This is a genomic window from Rhizobium sp. BK376 (assembly GCF_004341625.1).
Taxonomy (GTDB): Bacteria; Pseudomonadota; Alphaproteobacteria; order Rhizobiales; family Rhizobiaceae; genus Rhizobium.
Window position 1 is genome coordinate 549,825 of the sequence record NZ_SLZG01000002.1, and the last position, 19,322, is coordinate 569,146.

At 60.6% G+C, this 19,322-nt stretch carries 18 protein-coding genes; 11 read left to right on the top strand and 7 right to left on the bottom strand.

Going from position 1 to position 19,322, the window contains the following annotated elements; genetic code table 11:
* Positions 1-60: 60 nt before the first annotated feature.
* A complete protein-coding gene (locus EV561_RS07200) occupies positions 61-1,071 on the top strand; it encodes a hypothetical protein (protein WP_207910500.1) in 1,011 nt (336 codons plus the stop codon).
* Here EV561_RS07200 and EV561_RS07205 read toward each other — a convergent pair.
* Positions 1,061-1,600, bottom strand: coding sequence for a TIGR00645 family protein (locus tag EV561_RS07205; RefSeq protein WP_132519181.1), 540 nt, complete (start codon positions 1,598-1,600; stop codon positions 1,061-1,063). The genes EV561_RS07200 and EV561_RS07205 overlap by 11 nt on opposite strands.
* A gap of 223 nt (positions 1,601-1,823) precedes the next feature.
* On the opposite strand from EV561_RS07205, the gene EV561_RS07210 reads away from it, so the two are divergent.
* Complete coding sequence (locus tag EV561_RS07210; RefSeq protein ID WP_132519184.1) at positions 1,824-3,503, top strand: formate--tetrahydrofolate ligase; 1,680 nt, start codon at positions 1,824-1,826, stop codon at positions 3,501-3,503.
* Between the two features lie 88 nt (positions 3,504-3,591).
* Here the strand turns inward: EV561_RS07210 and EV561_RS07215 are convergent, their stop codons facing one another.
* Positions 3,592-4,437 (bottom strand): extensin family protein, encoded by an 846-nt coding sequence (locus EV561_RS07215; RefSeq protein WP_245512602.1) that lies wholly within the window; start codon positions 4,435-4,437, stop codon positions 3,592-3,594.
* A gap of 280 nt (positions 4,438-4,717) precedes the next feature.
* Here EV561_RS07215 and EV561_RS07220 point away from each other — a divergent pair, with 280 nt between their 5' ends.
* The 5 genes from EV561_RS07220 to EV561_RS07240 all read left to right on the top strand — a co-directional run bounded on the left by EV561_RS07220 (position 4,718) and on the right by EV561_RS07240 (position 12,493).
* The gene (locus EV561_RS07220; protein ID WP_132519190.1) at positions 4,718-6,934 is read left to right on the top strand and encodes a TonB-dependent hemoglobin/transferrin/lactoferrin family receptor; all 2,217 of its coding nucleotides are present in this window, start codon (positions 4,718-4,720) and stop codon (positions 6,932-6,934) included.
* Between the two features lie 421 nt (positions 6,935-7,355).
* Positions 7,356-8,882, top strand: coding sequence for an ABC-F family ATP-binding cassette domain-containing protein (locus tag EV561_RS07225; protein ID WP_132519193.1), 1,527 nt, complete (start codon positions 7,356-7,358; stop codon positions 8,880-8,882).
* 257 nt (positions 8,883-9,139) lie between these two features.
* Positions 9,140-11,329 (top strand): anthranilate synthase, encoded by a 2,190-nt coding sequence (locus tag EV561_RS07230; protein ID WP_132519196.1) that lies wholly within the window; start codon positions 9,140-9,142, stop codon positions 11,327-11,329.
* 48 nt (positions 11,330-11,377) lie between these two features.
* The gene (locus EV561_RS07235; protein ID WP_132519199.1) at positions 11,378-11,935 is read left to right on the top strand and encodes a DUF2199 domain-containing protein; all 558 of its coding nucleotides are present in this window, start codon (positions 11,378-11,380) and stop codon (positions 11,933-11,935) included.
* Between the two features lie 51 nt (positions 11,936-11,986).
* Complete coding sequence (locus EV561_RS07240) at positions 11,987-12,493, top strand: GNAT family N-acetyltransferase (protein ID WP_132519202.1); 507 nt, start codon at positions 11,987-11,989, stop codon at positions 12,491-12,493.
* A 54-nt stretch (positions 12,494-12,547) separates the two neighbouring features.
* Here the strand turns inward: EV561_RS07240 and EV561_RS07245 are convergent, their stop codons facing one another.
* A complete protein-coding gene (locus EV561_RS07245; protein WP_245512603.1) occupies positions 12,548-13,477 on the bottom strand; it encodes a LysR family transcriptional regulator in 930 nt (309 codons plus the stop codon).
* A gap of 67 nt (positions 13,478-13,544) precedes the next feature.
* Between EV561_RS07245 and EV561_RS07250 the strand changes: the two genes are divergently transcribed.
* Complete coding sequence (locus EV561_RS07250) at positions 13,545-13,766, top strand: 4-oxalocrotonate tautomerase family protein (RefSeq protein ID WP_132519205.1); 222 nt, start codon at positions 13,545-13,547, stop codon at positions 13,764-13,766.
* A 54-nt stretch (positions 13,767-13,820) separates the two neighbouring features.
* Here the strand turns inward: EV561_RS07250 and EV561_RS07255 are convergent, their stop codons facing one another.
* Both EV561_RS07255 and EV561_RS07260 read right to left on the bottom strand, forming a co-directional pair.
* The gene (locus EV561_RS07255; RefSeq protein WP_132519207.1) at positions 13,821-14,504 is read right to left on the bottom strand and encodes a GNAT family N-acetyltransferase; all 684 of its coding nucleotides are present in this window, start codon (positions 14,502-14,504) and stop codon (positions 13,821-13,823) included.
* Positions 14,504-14,992 (bottom strand): MarR family transcriptional regulator, encoded by a 489-nt coding sequence (locus EV561_RS07260; protein ID WP_132519210.1) that lies wholly within the window; start codon positions 14,990-14,992, stop codon positions 14,504-14,506. The genes EV561_RS07255 and EV561_RS07260 overlap by 1 nt, the downstream gene beginning before the upstream one ends.
* 253 nt (positions 14,993-15,245) lie before the next feature.
* Here EV561_RS07260 and EV561_RS07265 point away from each other — a divergent pair, with 253 nt between their 5' ends.
* Positions 15,246-16,160 carry a cation diffusion facilitator family transporter gene (locus EV561_RS07265; RefSeq protein ID WP_132519213.1) on the top strand — a complete coding sequence of 305 codons (915 nt, stop codon included), beginning with the start codon at positions 15,246-15,248 and terminating at the stop codon, positions 16,158-16,160.
* On the top strand, positions 16,161-16,625 hold the full coding sequence (gene queF / locus EV561_RS07270; protein ID WP_132519216.1) for a preQ(1) synthase: 465 nt from the start codon (positions 16,161-16,163) through the stop codon (positions 16,623-16,625).
* Between the two features lie 224 nt (positions 16,626-16,849).
* On the opposite strand, the gene EV561_RS07275 is transcribed toward queF, so the two are convergent.
* A complete protein-coding gene (locus EV561_RS07275) occupies positions 16,850-17,653 on the bottom strand; it encodes a DUF2076 domain-containing protein (RefSeq protein ID WP_132519219.1) in 804 nt (267 codons plus the stop codon).
* Positions 17,654-17,757: 104 nt separating this feature from the next.
* On the bottom strand, positions 17,758-18,477 hold the full coding sequence (locus tag EV561_RS07280; protein ID WP_132519222.1) for a hypothetical protein: 720 nt from the start codon (positions 18,475-18,477) through the stop codon (positions 17,758-17,760).
* A 142-nt stretch (positions 18,478-18,619) separates the two neighbouring features.
* Between EV561_RS07280 and EV561_RS07285 the strand changes: the two genes are divergently transcribed.
* Entirely contained in the window at positions 18,620-19,222 is a 603-nt protein-coding gene (locus EV561_RS07285) for an ATP-dependent Clp protease proteolytic subunit (RefSeq protein WP_132519912.1), read from the top strand.
* Positions 19,223-19,322 lie beyond the last annotated feature (100 nt).

Sequence of the window (19,322 nt, forward strand, 5' to 3'; positions counted from 1 at the left end):
TCAGGTTTGATGATCCCAGTCCTTTTTCGTCGGCTTTTGTCCTGGTGCCGTGATGGGGCGATGTGCGTTGCCGCAGCGTCGTTGCTTGCAGTTGCGCCTCTCGGTTCGGTCAATGCGGAGGACTCTCCGCTCGACCGGCCCATGGAGTTCGTGCTCGTTCATGGCGATGCGGCCTATTGCGATCGTGACGGGACATGTGCGGACTGGATCGCGGCCGAAGGGCAGATCAAGGCCGATACGCCCAAGAAGCTGCAGAAAATCCTGAAGACGGTCGGCAAGAAAAAGCTGCCGATCATCGTCCGCTCTCCCGGTGGCGACGTCGCCGCCGCGATGGAGATGGGCTTGGTGATCCGCAAAAAAGGCCTGTCCGTCGCCGTTGGCGGCAGCAGGTTGTCCGGATGCGGCTTTACCGATCCGTTCTGCACGTCAGGACGGGGCAAGGATGGTTCGGCAACGGGTGAGGTCTATTCTTCGGGTGCTGTATGCTTTTCAGCCTGTCCGTTGCTGCTCGCAGGTGGTGTTCGGCGCATCGCCAGCCCCTTCGCGCTGATCGGCGTGCATCAGATCACCACCACCTACCGCGAGGAGCGCGTCCGCTATCGCACCGAATACCAGATGGTCAATGGCCGGAAGAAGATCCTTTCGCAGAAGGAAATCGGCCGCAAGATCGTCGGCCAGCACGATACGACCAAGCTCGGCAAGAAGCAGAAGGCGGCGCTGATCGCCTATCTCGACAAGATGGGCATCGACGACGCGATCTTCGACATGATGATGAGCGCCACGCCTTCTTCCATCCGGTTGATCAAACAGGATGAGGCCATCCAGATCAAGATGACGACGGAGCAGGAATCGGCTGACGACCTCGTTCTCGTCAATGGTTGCGCCGACGGCAAGACGATTGCGAGCTGCATCGCTGCCCTGCATCCTGCGCCACCGACACCGCCGCCGGCCCCGGTTTCCACGCCGCCCGTGCTGCCGGCAACGGACCCGGCGCCTCAGACGCCGGCGCAGCCTTCTCCATCACAGCCCGTCCAATTGCCGACAACAGGAAGCGACGAAGTCATTCTTTGACTTCGGTTGCGGGCTTGGCTGAGTAATCCTTGCCCTTCGCCTTTGCCATGATCTGCTCTAGGAAGCCCAGCAGCAGCGCAGACACCACGAATGCGAGGTGGATGAAGGTGAGCCACATCAGCTTGCTGTTGTCATATTGCGTGACATTGAGGAAGACCTGCAGCAGGTGGATCGAGGAGATGGCGACGATCGAGGAGGCGACCTTGATCTTCAGACTGCCGCTGTCGAGCTTGCCGATGAAGGAAACCTTTTCATCCGGCTCGTCGAAGCGGCTGACGAAGTTTTCGTAGCCCGAGATCATCACCATCACGATCAGGCTTGCCACCAGCGCCGCGTCGATGAGGCCGAGCATGGCCAGGATCATGTCCGCCTCCTCGTAATCGAAGACATGGATGGCGACCTTGAGGAACTTGTAGCCGAAGGACAGGGCATAGAGCGCAAGAGCGGCTGCGAGGCCGATATAGAAGACGACGAGAATCCAGCGGCTCGACAGGATGATTCGCTCGACCAGCAGTTCCAGGGATTTCATCTCGTTGCGGCTCCGTCGTTTTGGTTTTGGTGCTTTGGCTTTCGAGCAAGAATTAAGGTATCCGCGTGTCGATCTGCAAGCCCAGCTCTATTTTGGCTGCTTTAGATACAGCCTGAAGGCGACGTTTACGCGTCTCATAGCGGCAAATCTGTTCACGGCCGCCTCTTTTTCGGTTATTGCCAAGCCAAGGCGACATGCGCCGATCAGTCTATGGGGAAGTGTCATGGCAGTGGTGAAATCCGATATTGAAATTGCGCGCGCGGCAGTCAAAAAGCCGATCTACGAGATCGGCGACCGGCTCGGCATTCCGGCGGATCAGCTGGCTCCCTATGGCCATGACAAGGCAAAGATCAGCGCCAATTTCATTGCATCCCAGGAAGGCAAGAAAGACGGAAGACTGATCCTTGTTACCGCGATCAACCCGACCCCCGCAGGCGAGGGCAAGACCACCACGACGGTCGGCCTCGGCGACGGGCTGAACCGCATCGGCAAAAACGCTGTCATCTGCGTGCGCGAGCCTTCGCTCGGCCCCTGCTTCGGCACCAAGGGTGGCGCTGCCGGCGGCGGCTATGCACAGGTCGTGCCGATGGAAGACATCAACCTGCATTTCACCGGCGACTTCCACGCCATCACCTCGGCGCACAATCTGCTCGCCGCGATGGTCGACAACCACATCTATTGGGGCAATGCGCTCAACATCGACAGTCGCCGCGTGACCTGGCGGCGAGTGATGGACATGAACGATCGGGCGCTACGCGAAATCGTCTCCTCGCTCGGCGGCGTTGCCAACGGCTTTCCGCGCGAGAGCGGCTTCGACATCACGGTCGCTTCCGAAGTCATGGCGATCCTCTGCCTTGCTTCCGACCTGAAGGATCTGGAGCGGCGGCTGGGCGAGATTATCGTCGGCTATCGCCGTGACCGGTCACCGGTCTATGCCCGCGACCTGAAGGCTGACGGAGCCATGGCTGTGCTTTTGAAGGATGCCATGCAGCCGAACCTCGTGCAGACGCTGGAGAACAACCCGGCGCTCGTCCATGGCGGACCCTTTGCCAATATCGCCCACGGCTGCAATTCCGTCATCGCCACGCGCACGGCGCTGAAACTCGTCGACTATGTCGTGACCGAAGCAGGTTTCGGCGCGGATCTCGGCGCTGAGAAATTCTTCGACATCAAGTGCCGCAAGGCCGGCCTGAAGCCGGATGCAGCCGTCATCGTCGCGACCGTGCGGGCGCTGAAGATGAATGGCGGGGTCGCCAAGGAAGATCTGGGAACGGAGAATGTCGCGGCGCTGGTGAAGGGTTGCTCCAATCTCGGCCGGCATCTTGCGAATGTCCGCAAGTTCGGCGTTCCCGTCGTCGTCGCCATCAACCACTTCACTTCGGATACCGATGCGGAGGTCGCCGCCGTGCAGAATTATGTCTCGCGGCTCGGCGCCGAAGCGATCCTCTGCCGCCACTGGGCAGAAGGCTCTGCCGGTATCGAGGACCTTGCCTATAAGGTAGTGGAGCTTGCCGAATCCGGCCAGGCGAAATTCCAGCCGCTCTATCCCGACGATCTCTCGCTGTTCGAAAAGATCGAAATCGTCGCCTCGAAGATCTATCACGCGGGCGAAGTGACGGCCGACAAGGCGGTGCGCGATCAGCTGATCGCCTGGGAGGAGCGGGGCTACGGCCACTTGCCTGTCTGCATCGCCAAGACCCAATATTCCTTCTCGACGGATCCCAATCTGCGCGGCGCGCCGGAGGGGCATGTCGTTCACGTTCGCGAAGTCAGGCTCTCGGCCGGTGCCGGCTTCGTCGTCGCTATCACCGGCGAAATCCGCACCATGCCGGGCCTACCGAGCGTGCCTTCCGCCGAGCGGATTTTCCTGAATGATCAGGGGTATGTGGAAGGGTTGTTTTAGACGGCCGGACACTTGATGTTCTGATTCGAGCATCTGCCGATCTGATTCAGGTTGGAATCATAAGCCTCGGAAATCACGTTGCTTTCCATCAATGGCAATACCTAAATCCGCCGTGTCTTTCGATGACGTCGAGGTGGAAATGGTGCTCGTGGTTGGCGTCACTTTCGGGGTCGAGGACCGTGGTGAAGTAGAGGCAGCCGGCGGCGCTGACGGCGCGCTGGAAGGCGCCTGTCAGCGTTGAATCTTCCTTGCGCGGTTGGACTGCGACAACCGTGCCGTCCTGGAAGGTGAAGCTTGCGACATCGACCGCGTTGCCGCGGGCGTGTTCGGAGATCTTGCCCGTCGTCGCGTTGTTGCGTAGGCGGCAGATATAGGTCGAGGCCTGGTTGATGGTGACGATCGGACCGGCATCTTTCAACGCCACTTCGCCGGATGGTATGACGCTCTGTTTCATCCAGTGGGCAAGCGCCAGCGCAGTCTGGCAGCGTATCGTGCCTTCCGGTTTCAGCTTGATGCCGGGCAGTGCCTCCGTCAGCGAGATCGGCTTGTCAATGCCGCAACCATTGCCGTCGTCGATCCGCGGGACGTCCTTGAACACAGCGCCCATCGCCTGAAGCTCTTTTTCGCATTCTTGATGCTCGTCCTCGGGCTCCGATGCAATCGTAAGGGGCGGCTTTGGCGGCCCCTGCATTTCGCCCGTCTTCTCTTCTGCCGGCGCGGTTTCATCTGGCGCTTGCTCTGCATCGGCGGGGGCGGCAGGCTTTTCTCCCGCAGGTTTTTCAGCCGGCTTTTCCTGCGGTACCGGCGTTTCTGAAGGCGTGGGCTGAGTGTCTTCCGTATCCGGTTTTGTCTCGGGCAGGGGGCCGGTCTCCGGCAAGGAAGTGCCTGTCAAAATGCCGAGGCAGGCAAAGGCAAGCATCGTCTTCAACCGCATCTCGTTCCTCACCCATTGGTGGTATCGCTCGGGGAAAGAACGCGCTGGCAGCGGTTTTCGTTGCAATTTCGCAACGAGGGCATGTTCGCCTTTAAATATGATGATTTTAATCATGTTTATGAGCGGTCGATATATTGACAATCATACTCATGTTTTTTATGCGGCAGAACGAAGGCGGAAATTGCTCCGTCTCTCTCTAAGAACGAACCCAGCCAGCCCCTTGGAAAGCCCTGCGCAGACCGACCAGCCAGCCCGGTGATATCACTCGAAAGGAATGGTTATGGTGGTCCGGCGATCGCGCTCGGTTCTCTTGGCGTGCACGGCGTTTCTGGCGCTCGGCACGGTATCTTTTGCGCAGCAGGCAGGCAGCACGACGAAGACCGATGCCGGGGACAACAAGGACGCGACGACGCTGCAAAAGATCGTCGTGAAGGGCGCGAGGCCGAAGAAGGATCCTGTCGCGGATACGCCGCTCGCGTCGCAGACGACGGCCGACGAGATCAACAACAAGCAGATCAATCGCATCGAGGATCTCGGCCGTAGCACCGAGCTCGGCGTCGGCTTTGACCGTACGAGCGGCAGCGTCAATATCCGCGGTTTGGAAGACGACCGCGTGCTCACGACGATCGACGGAATTCCGATCCCCTATATGCTCGATGGCGCTCGCGGCGCCGATGGCGGTATCAACAGCTTCAACTTCAACACGCTGTCGACGGTGGATGTCGTGCGCGGCGCCGATTCCAGCCGTGCCGGTGGCGGTGCCCTTGGCGGCGCACTGGTGTTGCGCACGCTGGAGCCGGAAGATTTGATCGATCCGGGCAAGACCTGGGGCGGCGTCTTCAAGCTGGATTACAACGGCGACGACCGCAGCTTCGGCGGCTCGGCCGCTATTGCCAAGCGGATCGACAACACCGCTGTGCTCTTCCAGGGCGGCTATACCAAGGGACATGAGCTGGAAAGCAACGGCGATGTCGGCGGATACGGCGCGACGCGCACCGAGGCGAACCCGGCCGATTACAACAGCCGCAACTATCTCTTCAAGCTGCGCCAATATACCGACGGCGCCGGTACTTTCGGCCTGACGGCCGAGCATTACGACAAGGACCAGACGACGGATCTGAAGAGTGCCCAGAGCCTGACGGGCAACTACCGCCCCGGCCAGGACAGCGGCTCCGAAGACATCAAGCGAGACCGTGTGTCGCTTGACTATAACTTCGAGTCGACCGACGACGACTCCCTGTTCGACACGGCGAATGCGGTCTTCTACTGGCAGCGCTTGCTGCGCGAGGATGGTCAGGATGCTTACCGCTACACCTCGGTCATCGGTGACTACTGGCGCCGCAACACCATGGAAGACCGCACCTTCGGCTTCAACGGCAATGCCTCGAAGTCCTTCGACACAGGAACCCTGCATCACAAGGTGACCTTCGGCCTCGACGCTTCCTTCACCAAGACGACGCAATATTCGGCTGGTGATGACAGCTGCGGGCCGGGACCATTCTCACCCTTCAGTACCTGCAGCTTCCTGCACACCAACCAGTCCGATATGCCTGACGTGGACGGCAAGAAGATCGGCGGCTTCATCGACGACAAGATCGCGCTTGGCGATAGCCGCTTCTCACTGACGCCCGGCTTGCGCTTCGACTGGTATGACTACACGCCGAAGAACACACAGGCCTACCAGGACAGCTCCAACTATAACGGGCTCGAGCCCGGCCAGTCCGACAACCGCTTCTCGCCGAAGCTTCGCGCCTCGTTCGAGCCGCAGAACGACATGGAATTCTATGCGCAGTGGGCCATGGCCTTCCGTGCGCCGAACGTCACCGAACTCTACGAGAACTACGGCGTTCCGGGCGGCTATCTGAGTATCGGCAATCCCGATCTCAAGCCCGAGACGAGCAATGGCATCGAAGTCGGCGCCAATCTCGGCGACCAGGATTTCGGCGGCCATCTCGGCGTCTTCTATAACCGCTACAAGAACTTCATCGACACCTACAGCGTCCCCGATACGACGGGCACCTATCCGCTCGGCATCACCGAATACTTCAACCGCGCCAATGTCCGCATCTATGGTTTCGAGGCGAATGCCCACAAGACCTTCAATAACGGCATCCATATCAACGGCGCTTTTGCCTATGCTAACGGCCGGGACATGGACACGGGCGAATACGTGAACTCGGTCGCGCCGGCCAAGGGCTCGATCGGCGTCGGCTATGCGACCGACACATGGGGTACCGATGTGACCTTCATCGCGGCGGCGAGAGATTTCGACAAGAGCGGCAATACCTATCGCGTTCCCGGATACGGCATCGTCGATCTGACCGGCTGGTGGCAGCCAGAGAAGCTGAAAGGCCTGCGCGTCAATGCCGGCGTCTACAACGTCTTCGATCAGACCTACTACGACGCACTCAACACGCAGGGCACGCTCTCGCAGGCGCGGGAGTTCTATTCCGAGCCCGGCCGGACCTTCAAGATCTCGCTCGTCCAGCGCTTCTGATCACAGGTTTGCAGCCTGACCAACCTGGGCGGTGCTGCGGCATCGCCCTTTTTTGTCTGCGCCATCCGATGCCTGGAGTTGTGCGCTGCGCGCAGTGATGGTATTGAAAGCGCACAGTTTCTTGAAAAGAAAGGAGGGCCGCAAAATGATCACATATTTCTGGCGCAATCGCCAGTTCGGCCCGAGACATGCCCTGCGGATGCGTTTGCAGGGCTGATCAGAGGCTGTAGCTCACTCATATCCTTTCTGGTCTGCCCTTGATGGCAAGGCGGCGCCGAACACTTCGCGTTCGTGTGTCTGCTCCCTGACAATTACCGAGAAAAACGGCCGATGCCACAATGATGCATCGGCCCGGCATCAACCTCAGCGATCCCTGGACGGGCGCGAGCTGACGTCTCCTCGGATAGACCAGAGAACGATCATGGCTTTGATTAGTTTGCGCAATTTCGGCGTCACACTCGGTGCGCCACTCTTTTCCAATCTTAATTTCGCGCTGAATGCGGGAGACCGCGTCGGCATCGTCGCTGCCAATGGCAGGGGCAAATCCACGCTGTTCAATTGCATCGCCGGGCGGCTCGAGCCGACCACCGGCGACATGACGAGGTCGCGCGGCCTGACTATCGGCTATGTCGAGCAAAATATGCCCGAGCGGCTGATGACCACGTCCTTTAATGAGGCGGTCAGACAGGCGCTGCCGGCGGAACAGGCGGATAGCGAGGGCTGGCGGGTGGATGTCGTGCTGGATCAGCTCGACGTGCCCCAGGCTTTTCGCGACAGGACGATCGCCGAGTTGAGCGGCGGCTGGCAGCGGCTGGCGCTGCTTGCCCGCGTTGCGGTCACGGAACCGGACGCGCTCCTGCTGGATGAACCGACCAACCATCTGGATCTTGCCAAGATCGCGCTCCTGGAGGACTGGCTGAATGCCCTGCCGCGCGAGACGGCCGTGCTGCTCTCCAGCCACGATCGGGCATTTCTGGATGCGGTGACCAATCGGACGCTTTTCCTGCGCGCGGAGCAATCGCAGGTTTTCCAGCTGCCCTATAACAGGGCGAGGGAGGCCCTTGATGAGGCGGATGCCTCCGAGGAGCGGCGTTTCCAGAAGGATATGAAGATTGCGCAGCAGCTCCGGCGGCAGGCAGCCAAGCTCAACAATCTCGGCATCAACTCCGGCAGTGACCTGCTAACGGTCAAGACGAAGCAGCTGAAGCAGCGGGCGGAACGACTGGAGGATGCCGCGCGCCCAGGGTACCAGGAGCGTTCCTCGGGCGCGATCCGCCTCGCGAGCCGGGAGACACAGGCAAAGATCCTCGTGACGCTCGATAATGCGGATGTGACGACGCCTGATGGAACACTGCTTTTCAGGACGGGCAAGCAATGGATTCGGCAGGGCGACCGCGTCGTGCTGCTCGGGCAGAACGGAGCGGGCAAGTCGCGGATGGTGGAGATGATCCGCAGGGCGATCGAAGGGCAAGGGTCAGGGCCGGAAGGGATCAAGGCGACGCCGTCGCTTGTGCTCGGCTACAGCGATCAGGCCCTGGCAGGGCTGGGCGATGGCGATACGCCGCTTGGCGTCGTCACGCGGCTCTTCGAGCTTGGCGAGCCGCGGGCGCGCAGCCTTCTGGCCGGTGCGGGCATTGATGTCGAGATGCAGGGCCGGGCAGTCGGTCGCCTTTCCGGTGGCCAGAAATCCAGGCTTGCGATGCTGGTGCTGAGGCTTCGCAACCCGAATTTCTACCTGCTCGACGAGCCGACCAATCACCTCGATATCGAGGGGCAGGAGGCGCTGGAAAGCGAGCTGATGGCGCAGGAGGCCAGTTGCCTGCTGGTTTCGCACGACAGAAGCTTCGTTCGCGCCGTCGGCAACCGCTTCTGGCGGATCGAGCGAAAGCGGCTCGTCGAGGTCGATGATCCTGAGGATTTCTTCGCCGCGGCAAGGCAAGAGGCCTGAGTTTTCAGGGGTTTCGGGCAGCTTGCTGCTGGCCGAAACTTTCCTCGGAATTGCCGCTTGCGCATCGGCGCGTCTCACGCTAACAATTTGGCCCATGAACACGTCCTTGAACATTGCATCGTGGTGGTGGGCTCGCTGAGGCGGCCTCGACCAATCGTGTCCAAAGACGACGACGAGTGAGCCGCCCGAAACTTCGAGGCGGCTTTTTTGTTTTAAACCGCCTGTCGCCTGGGCCCCGAGGAATGGAGTGAGGAAGAATGGTTACGATCCTGCGGGATGATGGTGCGGAGATTTACGAAACCAAGGGTGGCATATCCGTCACCCGGCAGCGCAGGGCCATTCCCTATGCTGACGCCGTTTCGTCCTATATCGACAAGCTCGACGAGCGCCGCGGCGCTGTCTTCTCGTCGAATTACGAATATCCGGGCCGCTATACCCGCTGGGACACTGCTATCGTCGATCCGCCGCTCGGCATTTCCTGCAATGGCCGCAATGTCTGGATCGAAGCCTATAACGAACGCGGCGAAGTGCTGCTCGGCTTTATCACGGAGCGGCTGAAGACCGTCTCCGAGCTGGAACTCGGCATCCTGACCGCTCGCCGACTGGACCTGACGGTCAAGCTGCCGGATCGCGTCTTCACTGAGGAAGAGCGCTCGAAGATGCCGACCGTCTTCACCGTTCTTCGCGCTGTCACCGATCTCTTCTATTCGCAGGCTGATGCCGCCATCGGGCTCTATGGTGCCTTCGGCTACGATCTCGCCTTCCAGTTCGACGCGATCAACCTGAAGCTGGAGCGGCCCTCCGACCAGCGCGACATGGTGCTCTACCTGCCGGACGAGATCCTGGTCGTCGACAACTATTCGGCCAAGGCCTGGATCGACCGCTACGATTTCGAGAAGGGTGGAATCTCGACCGAGGGCAAGGCCGGCGATATCGCGCCGGAGCCCTTCGTGCGCACCGACGCGATTCCACCGAAAAGCGATCACAAGCCCGGCGAATATGCGCGGTTGGTCACCAAGGCCAAGGAGAGCTTCCGCAAGGGCGATCTCTTTGAAGTCGTGCCCGGCCAGAAGTTCATGGAGCGTTGCGAGAGCAAGCCGTCCGATATTTCCAAGCGGCTGAAGGCGATCAATCCGTCGCCCTATTCCTTCTTCATCAATCTCGGAAACCAGGAATATCTCGTCGGCGCCTCGCCTGAGATGTTCGTGCGCGTCTCCGGCCGCCGCATCGAGACCTGCCCGATATCGGGCACGATCAAGCGCGGCGAAGACCCGATCGCCGACTCGGAACAGATCCTGAAGCTCCTGAATTCCAAGAAGGACGAGTCAGAACTGACCATGTGCTCCGACGTCGACCGCAACGACAAGAGCCGCGTCTGCGAGCCGGGCTCCGTCAAGGTCATCGGTCGCCGCCAGATCGAGATGTATTCGCGCCTCATCCACACCGTCGATCACATCGAAGGACGGCTCCGCGACGACATGGACGCCTTCGACGGTTTCCTTTCGCATGCATGGGCTGTGACTGTTACAGGCGCGCCAAAACTCTGGGCGATGCGCTTCATCGAGGCGCATGAAAAGAGCCCGCGCGCATGGTATGGTGGCGCGATCGGCATGGTCGGCTTCAATGGTGACATGAACACCGGGCTTACGCTGCGCACCGTGCGCATCAAGGATGGTATTGCCGAAGTGCGGGCAGGAGCGACGCTGTTGAACGATTCCATTCCCGAGGAAGAAGAAGCCGAAACCGAACTGAAGGCCTCCGCCATGCTTTCCGCCATCCGTGATGCCAAGGCCGGCAATTCGAGCAAGGCGAGCCGCGACGTCGCCGCCGTCGGCAAGGGCGTCAATATCCTGCTGATCGACCACGAGGATAGCTTCGTGCATACGCTGGCGAACTATTTCCGCCAGACGGGCGCGACCGTCTCGACAGTGCGCACGCCCGTTCCCGAGGAAGTGTTCGACCGGCTTAACCCGGATCTCGTCGTTCTGTCGCCTGGCCCTGGCAATCCCAAGGATTTCGACTGCAAGGCGACGATCAAGAAGGCGCGGGCGCGCAACCTGCCGATCTTCGGCGTCTGCCTCGGTCTGCAGGCGCTGGCGGAAGCCTATGGCGGCGAGCTACGCCATCTGGCGCTGCCGATGCACGGCAAGCCGTCGCGCATCCGCGTGCTGGAACCCGGCCTTGTCTTCTCCGGCCTTGGCAAGGAAGTGACCGTCGGCCGCTACCATTCCATCTTCGCCGATCCCTCGACCCTGCCGCGTGATTTCATCATCACCGCGGAAAGCGAGGACGGCACGATCATGGGTATAGAGCACGCCAAGGAGCCGATCGCTGCGGTCCAGTTCCACCCGGAATCGATCATGACGCTCGGCGGCGATGCCGGCATGCGGATGATCGAGAATGTGGTGGCACATCTGGCAAGAAGGGCGAAGACCAAGGCAGCATGAGCGGGTGTAGATGGTCAGATGACTGTTAAAGACGGGGTATCACAGTAAATGGAAGTGGGAACTCTGTCTTACCGCTGCGCGTGTTGCGGCAAGGAATATTCCGGTGCGCCTTCCTTCGGCTATGAGACGCCGCCCTTTATCCGCGAGGTGCCGGAGGAGGAGCGCCAGTCTCGCATCGTGTTCGACAGTGATCTTTGTCACGTGCGGCTTCGGCCGAACGAAAATTCTCCCGATGATATCTTCTCCATCCGCGTCAACCTGGAGATACCGATTTGGGACTCACCCGAGACCTTCCTCTGGGGTGTCTGGGTGACTCAATCGGAGGAGAGCTTCTTGCGATATATCGAGACCTATAAGGAGGATCAGTCCAGCGAAGGTTCGTTCGGCTGGCTTCCGGTCGTTATGTCCCCCTATCGTGACCACGCAACGGAACAGAACAGTGGATACCTCGCCTGCGATGTTTATTGGGGCAAAAGCGGTCAAAGGCCGACGATCACGCTGCATGAGTGTGACCACCCTTTGTATCTTGACCAGCGAGACGGCATAAGTTGGCAAAGAGCAGTCGAGATCGCCCAGTTGCAGTGGCAAGGGCTTCACGGCAAGTAATTGAGGTGGCTCGTTCGCGAGCCGCTCCCCCACTTCGAAAGTCATGAGGCCATGACATCAGATGACGAAGTAAAGCTGGTTCCCATCGACGCCAGCCATGTCGACAGCTTTCACCGGGCGCTCGATATGGTCGCGCGGGAAAAGAAATATCTGACGCTTCTGGAAGCGCCACCGCTGGAAGAGACGCGCGGTTTCGTGCTCGGCATGATCGAGAAGAAAAATCCCCAGATTGTAGCGCTGGTGGGAGACGAGGTGGTCGGCTGGTGCGATATCAGCCGGCACTTTTTCCCTTCGCATGCGCATCGGGGAGGCCTCGGGATGGGGGTCATCCCTGCCTACCGTGGGCGTGGTCTCGGTTCCCGCCTGCTGGAAAGGACGCTTGCGGAAGCGCGCAAGGCGGGCTTCGTGCGCGTCGAGCTTGATGTCCATGCCGATAATGCGCGTGCCATCGCGCTTTACGAGCGCTTCGGCTTTGCCAGAGAGGGCGTTGCCAAGTACGCAGCCTGCATTGACGGGAACTACATCGACACGATCGGCATGGCGATCATCTATCGCTGAGACTAGCGTCCTTCGATGCCTGGGCTGGCCGGAAACGCCCGGTCCAACTTGCAGCTAAGCTCCCCACAGCGAAGCTATACTATCCCTGAACCAGCGTTGGGCCGGATGGGTATCGTTGCGCCGATGCCATGAGATCACGAAGGTTATGGGGTCGAGATCGAGCGGCGGATCATGACGGACGAGATCTTCGCCATGGCCGGACGCCTCCACCACACCTGACATCAGCGTCGCTATCATGTCCGATCGCGCGACAAGGAGCGGTGCGGCGTACATATTCGGCAATGTGAGAGCGAGCCTTCGCTTCAGTCCTTGTCGCGCGAGAGCTACATCGACATGGCCGAAGCGTTCGTTTTCCGGCGAGACCAGCAGATGATCCAGTGCCAGGAACCGCTCGATCGTCAGCGGGGTCAGCGCCGCCGGATGATTCTTGCGCATGACGCAGACGAAGCGCTCCTCGAACAGCGGTCTCGTCAGGATGCGGCCGGTCGGCGATGGCGGGACGCCGATCGCGACATCCACTTCGCCGGCGTCGAGCAGGGTGGTCGCATCGTCTCGGGCATTGAAATGCTTGACCCGCAGGCTGACGCCGAGCGCACTGTCCCGCAGAAATTCCAAGAGGCGCGGCAGAACGACGAAGGTCGGGTGATCGGAGAGGCCGAGTGTGAAACTCGCTTGCGATGTCATGGGATCGAAGCCCTGCGTGAACTCGAGCGTGCGCTGGATCTCGGCGAGCGCCCGGCCAAGCGGTTCCGCCAGATCGAGGGCGCGAGCGGTCGGCTGCAGTCCGGCGGGGCCGCGAATGAAGAGCTCGTCTTTCAGAAGCGTTCTCAGCCTCGTCAGCGCCGCACTCATCGCCGGCTGCGTGCGGCCGATGCGGATGCCTGCCTTGGTGACGCTTCGCTCCGCCATCAGGGCGTCGAAGGCGACGAGGAGGTTGAGATCGATGCCATGCAAATCCATGGCATGGATGAATGCATATATCATCTATCGATTTCAAGCATGTTCATCGAAGCGCTAAGTTTGCCCCCGTTGCTCGAACAAGGAGGCAATCATGCCATTTGCAAACTACAAATTCCCGCAGGGAACGCTGACAGCGGAACAGAAGGAAGAGATCATCCACAAGACCACGGATATGTTCGTGGGCTATTTCGGCGAGGGTGTCAGGCCCTATACCATGGTGTTGGTCGATGAGGTCGTCGATGGCGGCTGGGGGCGAGCCGACGAGGTGCTCACCATTGCGAGAATGAGGGAGCGGTCACAGCCGAAAGGATAATTCTACCGGCCGTGCAGATGCCTTGAGGGCACTGCACGCCGCTCCCGTTGACGGTCAAGCGGCCCGTCGCTTCACCGCACGAAGATTGAATGTCGCGCGCAGCTTGAAACCCAAGGCCTCGTAGAGCGAGATTGCCGTCGTGTTGCCGGAGAAGGCGTGCAGGTAGACGGTATCGCCGCGCGCCGAAATCTCGCCGGCGACGAAACGGAAGAGCAGCTTGCCGAAGCCGCGGCCCTGGGAATCGGGATGGGTGCAGAGGCCGCTGAGTTCGGCAAAGCCCGGCTGGCGCAGGCGCTGGCCGCCCATCGCCACCAGCTTGCCGTCGACCTTGATGCCCCAGAAAGTACCGAGCTTCTGCGCGCCGAGCGTGAAGGGGCCGGGCTTGGTGAGGTTTGCGAGGTCCAGCATTTCCTCGGCGTCGGCAGGCGTCAGCGTCTCGATGCGCGGATCGGAGATGCGCTCGTAGGGCCCTTGCGCGATCATCTGGACAAGCTCCATTTCTCGAACGACTTCCAGCGCCGGCGGAATTTCCAACGGGCCAAGCTCGACGATTGCCGCGACCTCTTCGCCGGAAAGCAGGTTTGCCAGCGCATCCCAGCTCTCGGGCGACTGGTCGCGCATGGCGGCGAAAGGCACGATGGACGGCGGATAGCGCCGGGCGAGATCGCCGCCTTCGGCGATATCCGCATGGGAGGTTTGAAGCGCGTTCCAGGCGGCGCGATCGAGTATGTGATTCACTATATTTTCTCCTGATGCTTTATCCGGCGGGCGAGGGGGGATTCTGCGAGCCCGTCCTCGATCGTCGCCAATTGTTCGAGAAGGGGACCGGAAAGCTCCCCGCAGAGGTCGCGCACGGCGGCTTCGATCACCGGCCAGATCTCACGCCGCGAGCGCTCCACCAGCGCGCGGCCTTTGTCGGTCAGCGAAACCAGCTTGCGTCGCTGGTCTTCCTCGGAGGCGCGGACTTCGACGAGACCGGCATCCGTGAGTTGGCCGAGGGTGCGCGTCGCCCCCGGCTGCGTGATGCCGACGGATTCCGCCAGCTCGCCGATGGTCAGAGGCCCGGCGCGATCGATTGCCCCCAGAAAGGGATACTGGCCCGCCTGGATGGTGACGCCGAATTCCTCGATGATCGCTTGCGTATCCGCCTGCAGCCGCTCGCCGATGCGGCGAAAACGGCTGCCGAGGCATAGGAAACCGAAATTACGGACGACATCTTCAGCCACAGCTTTCTCCCGTGTAAATATCACGGGTTATATAACGTGTAATGTAATTTACGGCAAGTATGCCCCGCTCTGTCTATCAAATTGTCCAGAATGACAGATAGCCTTTGTGAGCGGCGCTATTTCGAGGTTTGACAAAGCTTCGCCAATCGACCATATCACGCGCAACAAGCCGCCTGCGCGAATCCCGCGCGGGCGGTTTTGCGTTCTAGGGCGCAAATTCTGCAATTCATTCGCATCTGCAATGGAGACGGTCGTGAGCGGACAGGGCAACAAGACGATACGAAAACTCGCCTTCTGGGGCATGCCGATCTCGCTCGTCGTATTGGCGTTGAAGCTGGCCGCATGGCGGGTGACCGGCTCGGTGGCGCTTTTGTCGGATGGGCTGGAATCACTGGTCAATGTGGTCGCCGCCTTCATCGCCTTCTTCGTCATCCGTTATGCGCAGAAACCGGCCGATCACGACCATCCCTTTGGACATCACAAGGCGGAATATCTTTCCGCCGTTACCGAGGGTGTGCTCATCGTGGTTGCGGCTCTGATGATCGTGCAGGAGGCGGTGGGGCACCTGGCGCATCCCTTGCCAATGGACGCGCCTGCACTCGGCCTTGCGATCAACTTCGTCGCCGGTATCATCAACGCCGTCTGGGGCTATACCCTCGTCAGGGAAGGGCGCGTGCACCGTTCCCCGGCGCTGACTGCCGACGGGCAGCATATTCTCTCCGATGTCTACACCTCGGCGGGCGTGCTCGTCGGTCTTGTGCTGGCGGTCGTGACCGGCTATCCGATCTTCGACCCTGTGCTTGCCATCCTCGTCGCGATCAACATCCTTTATCAGGGCTATACGGTCATTTCGGCCTCGATCGACGGCTTGATGGACAAGGCCGTGCTGCCGGAAGAAGAGGCTGCCCTTAAGGAGGTCATCGGGACGCATGCTGCCGGCTCGCTCGGTGTGCATGACCTGAAGACCCGCAGGGCCGGAGCGGTAACCTTCGTCGACTTCCACCTCGTCGTGCCGGCAAGCATGGCGGTCGGCGAGGCTCACAATATCTGCGACCGCCTTGAAGATGCCATACGCGCCATACATGCGGGCGCCGAAATAACCATTCACGTGGAGCCCGAGGGCGAAAAGGCCCATGGCATCCGCGTCAAAGTGATCAAGGAGGCTTGAATGCCCAAGACAGATGTCTCCGGCCTGTCGATGCTCGGCAGCCATACCGAAACCGCTTCCAACCCGGAGGACGCCGTCCTCGAAAAGGTGCCTGCCGGGCATCAGGGGACGGATTATGTCGTGCGTTTCACCGCGCCTGAATTCACCTCGCTTTGCCCCATGACCGGGCAGCCGGATTTCGCGCATATCGTCATCGACTATATTCCGAACGAATGGCTGGTGGAATCGAAGTCGTTGAAGCTCTTCCTGCATTCCTTCCGCAACCATGGCGCCTTCCACGAGGATTGCTCGATCTATATCGCCAAGCGCATCGTCGATCTCCTCGATCCGAAGTGGCTGCGCATCGGCGCCTACTGGTATCCGCGCGGCGGCATCCCGATCGACGTGTTCTGGCAGACCGGCAAGGCGCCGGAAGGTGTCTGGCTGCCGGACCAGGGTGTTGCGACCTATCGCGGGCGTGGGTGAATCTTATAACGTCGGGTGAGTGAAGGCCGGTTGCCTTTGTGGTTGCGGCCCCCTCATCCCCTGCCGGGATCTTCTCCCCAGCGGGGAGAGGGTGGCGGCAGCCGGATGGGGGGCCGCACGACAAGACGCGAACGGGATTATGCCCCCGTAAGCCCACAACATCTGACGGCCGGAAACAAAAAGGCCGGCGCAGCGCCGGCCTCCGTCATTCCCAAGAAGCAATCTCAGACGTTGTAGCTGTCGTCGCCGCTGTTGTCGAAATCGTCGTCGTTGTCCAAATCGTCCTGGTCGTCCGAAGCGTTGATGACGTTGTCATTGTTGTCGTCGTTCTGGTTGTTGCCGTCATTGCCGAAGTAATTGTTATTGATGACGGTTTCCTCGACCGGGCGCTCGTTGCCACCGAGACCTGCAAGGCCTGAGCCAAGCCCGCCGAGGCCAGTGCCGCCAAGATGCGGGCTGAACAGGCTGCTTATTCCTTCCGCCAGCATGACGCCGCCGGCAACGCCGGCTGCCGTGCCGAGCGCGCCGCGCAGGAAGCTGCCGCCGGCTGATGGAGCCGATGGTTGCGCGTTCCACGGGCCGGAAGGCTGTTGCTGTCCCCATGGGCCGGCGGACTGCTGCGGCGGGGCGCCACGACCGTAATCGTCATAGCCGCGGCCTTGCTGCTGAGTGTAGCCGCCCTGCGGACCGTAGTCAGGCGCTGCGCCGCGCTGGGGCTGTGGTTGACCGCCGCCGAAGAGCGAGCCGATGCCGCCGAGGAAGCCGCCGGACTGCTGGGCCTGCGGATGGGCAGCCCCTTGCTGCTCAAGCTCGTGCACACGAGCCTCGAGCTGCTGGATGCGGTCCGCGGCTGCCTTCATGCCCTGTTCCTGCACGATGACGGCCTGGGCGAGAAGATAGGGAGCGTAGGGCTGCTCCCGGACGGATTGATTGATGAGCGCCTCGGCGTCTGCATCGCGCGGCGCTGCCGCGGATGTACGGACGCGATCGAAGAGAGAGCTGAGCAATTGACGTTCTTCGGGCGACATGATGGCCTCCTTGGCTATCTGGGACGCGGATTTCTGCCGCGCTGAGCTGACGTAGGATCAAATTTCGGTTTTTCAAAGCCTTGGCAACTTACATTTCTGTAAGTTCAGCCACGAACCCACACCCGCAGGGGTCCGAGGGCGGTGAAACCGAGCGCCAGTGCGCTGGCGAGATCATTGCTGCGTTCGTAACCGACGACCGGTTGGCCCGGAAAGAGCCTGCGTGCCTCGCGGATGAGCCCGCCGCGGACAAGGTCCTCCTTGTTTCCGATGGCAAAGAGGTTCGAATGGCCGACTACACCGCCCTGATGGTTAAGAATGCCGCCGCCCGACAAATCGCCGTTAGCGTAGGCTGCAAGAATGACGATGGCGGGATCACGCAGCAACCGCTCGGCAAAGATCGTCCTCTCGTGCCGTTCGCCGCCGGCCCAAGCCGTTTCCCAAGCGTCGAGTTCGGTCGCCGTCGTGATGCGTCTCCACGTGAGATCGTCATGGCTGCTCTTGAAAGGGGTGTTGGCTTCGAGGCCGATCCATTCGGCCTCGAAGAGAATTTCGAATTCCTGCGGGGAGAGGTCGATGGCGCAATAGCTGTCTTTTACGCCCCAGCCGCCTGGACGCAGGCGGGTCAGGCCGGCGATCGCTGTTTCCTGTTCGTTGGCGGTTGCCTCTCCGGTGAGCGTAATGGCGTTGGGATAGAAGGGCGGCGTGCCCCCTGAAATTTGCCAGAGTGTCGGGGAAAATTCGCCGGCGCTGCCCTGCGCGGCGCAGACGGCGTCGCACCAGAGTACGTTATTGAGAACTGCCCGGTGCAGCAATGGCGATGTCATTTTCTCCACTCCGCTCGAGACAGCGGCATAATACGGCCAGTTCTCGGGTTTGCCATAAGAATATCTTCACCCGTTCCGTGGCTTGTCTTTTTCCCGCATTGTTTTACGCATTGAGTCACACTATGTCCGGGAAACCCGAATGATGGCGAGAGAGGTTCGAATGAACGACGAAGAACAAGAAGACAAGACCAAGGAACTGCCTTTGGGGAAAGACGCGGAGGCAAATCTCTTTAAATCGCGTTCGATCTTCATCTACGGCACCATCACCATGGAGCTCGCCCAGAAGGTCTGCTCGCAGCTCGTGGCGCTCGCCGCCGCCAGCGACGAAGACATCCGTATCTATGTGAGCTCGCCTGGCGGCCACGTCGAATCCGGCGATTCGATCCACGACATGATCAAGTTCATCAAGCCGAAGGTCTGGATGATTGGTACCGGCTGGGTCGCGTCCGCTGGCGCGTTGATCTATGTCGCCGCTCCGAAGGAGCAGCGCCTTTGCCTGCCGAACACGCGCTTCCTGCTGCACCAACCGTCCGGCGGCACGCGCGGCATGGCGTCCGATATCGAGATCCAGGCACGCGAAATCATCAAGATGAACGAGCGCCTGAACAAGATCTTCTCCGTGGCTACCGGTCAGCCGGTCGAAAAGATCGCCAAGGATACCGACCGCGACTACTGGCTCTCCGCCGAAGACGCCAAGGCCTACGGCCTCGTCTCGCGGATCATCACGTCGCAGTCCGACATCTGATCTGAACTAAGCTGAATTCCAGCGCCCCGCTTGCGATTTGCAGGCGGGGCTTTTTGTTATTTTCTTATCTACGGATGCGAGTAGTTTTTCAGCCTTTGAT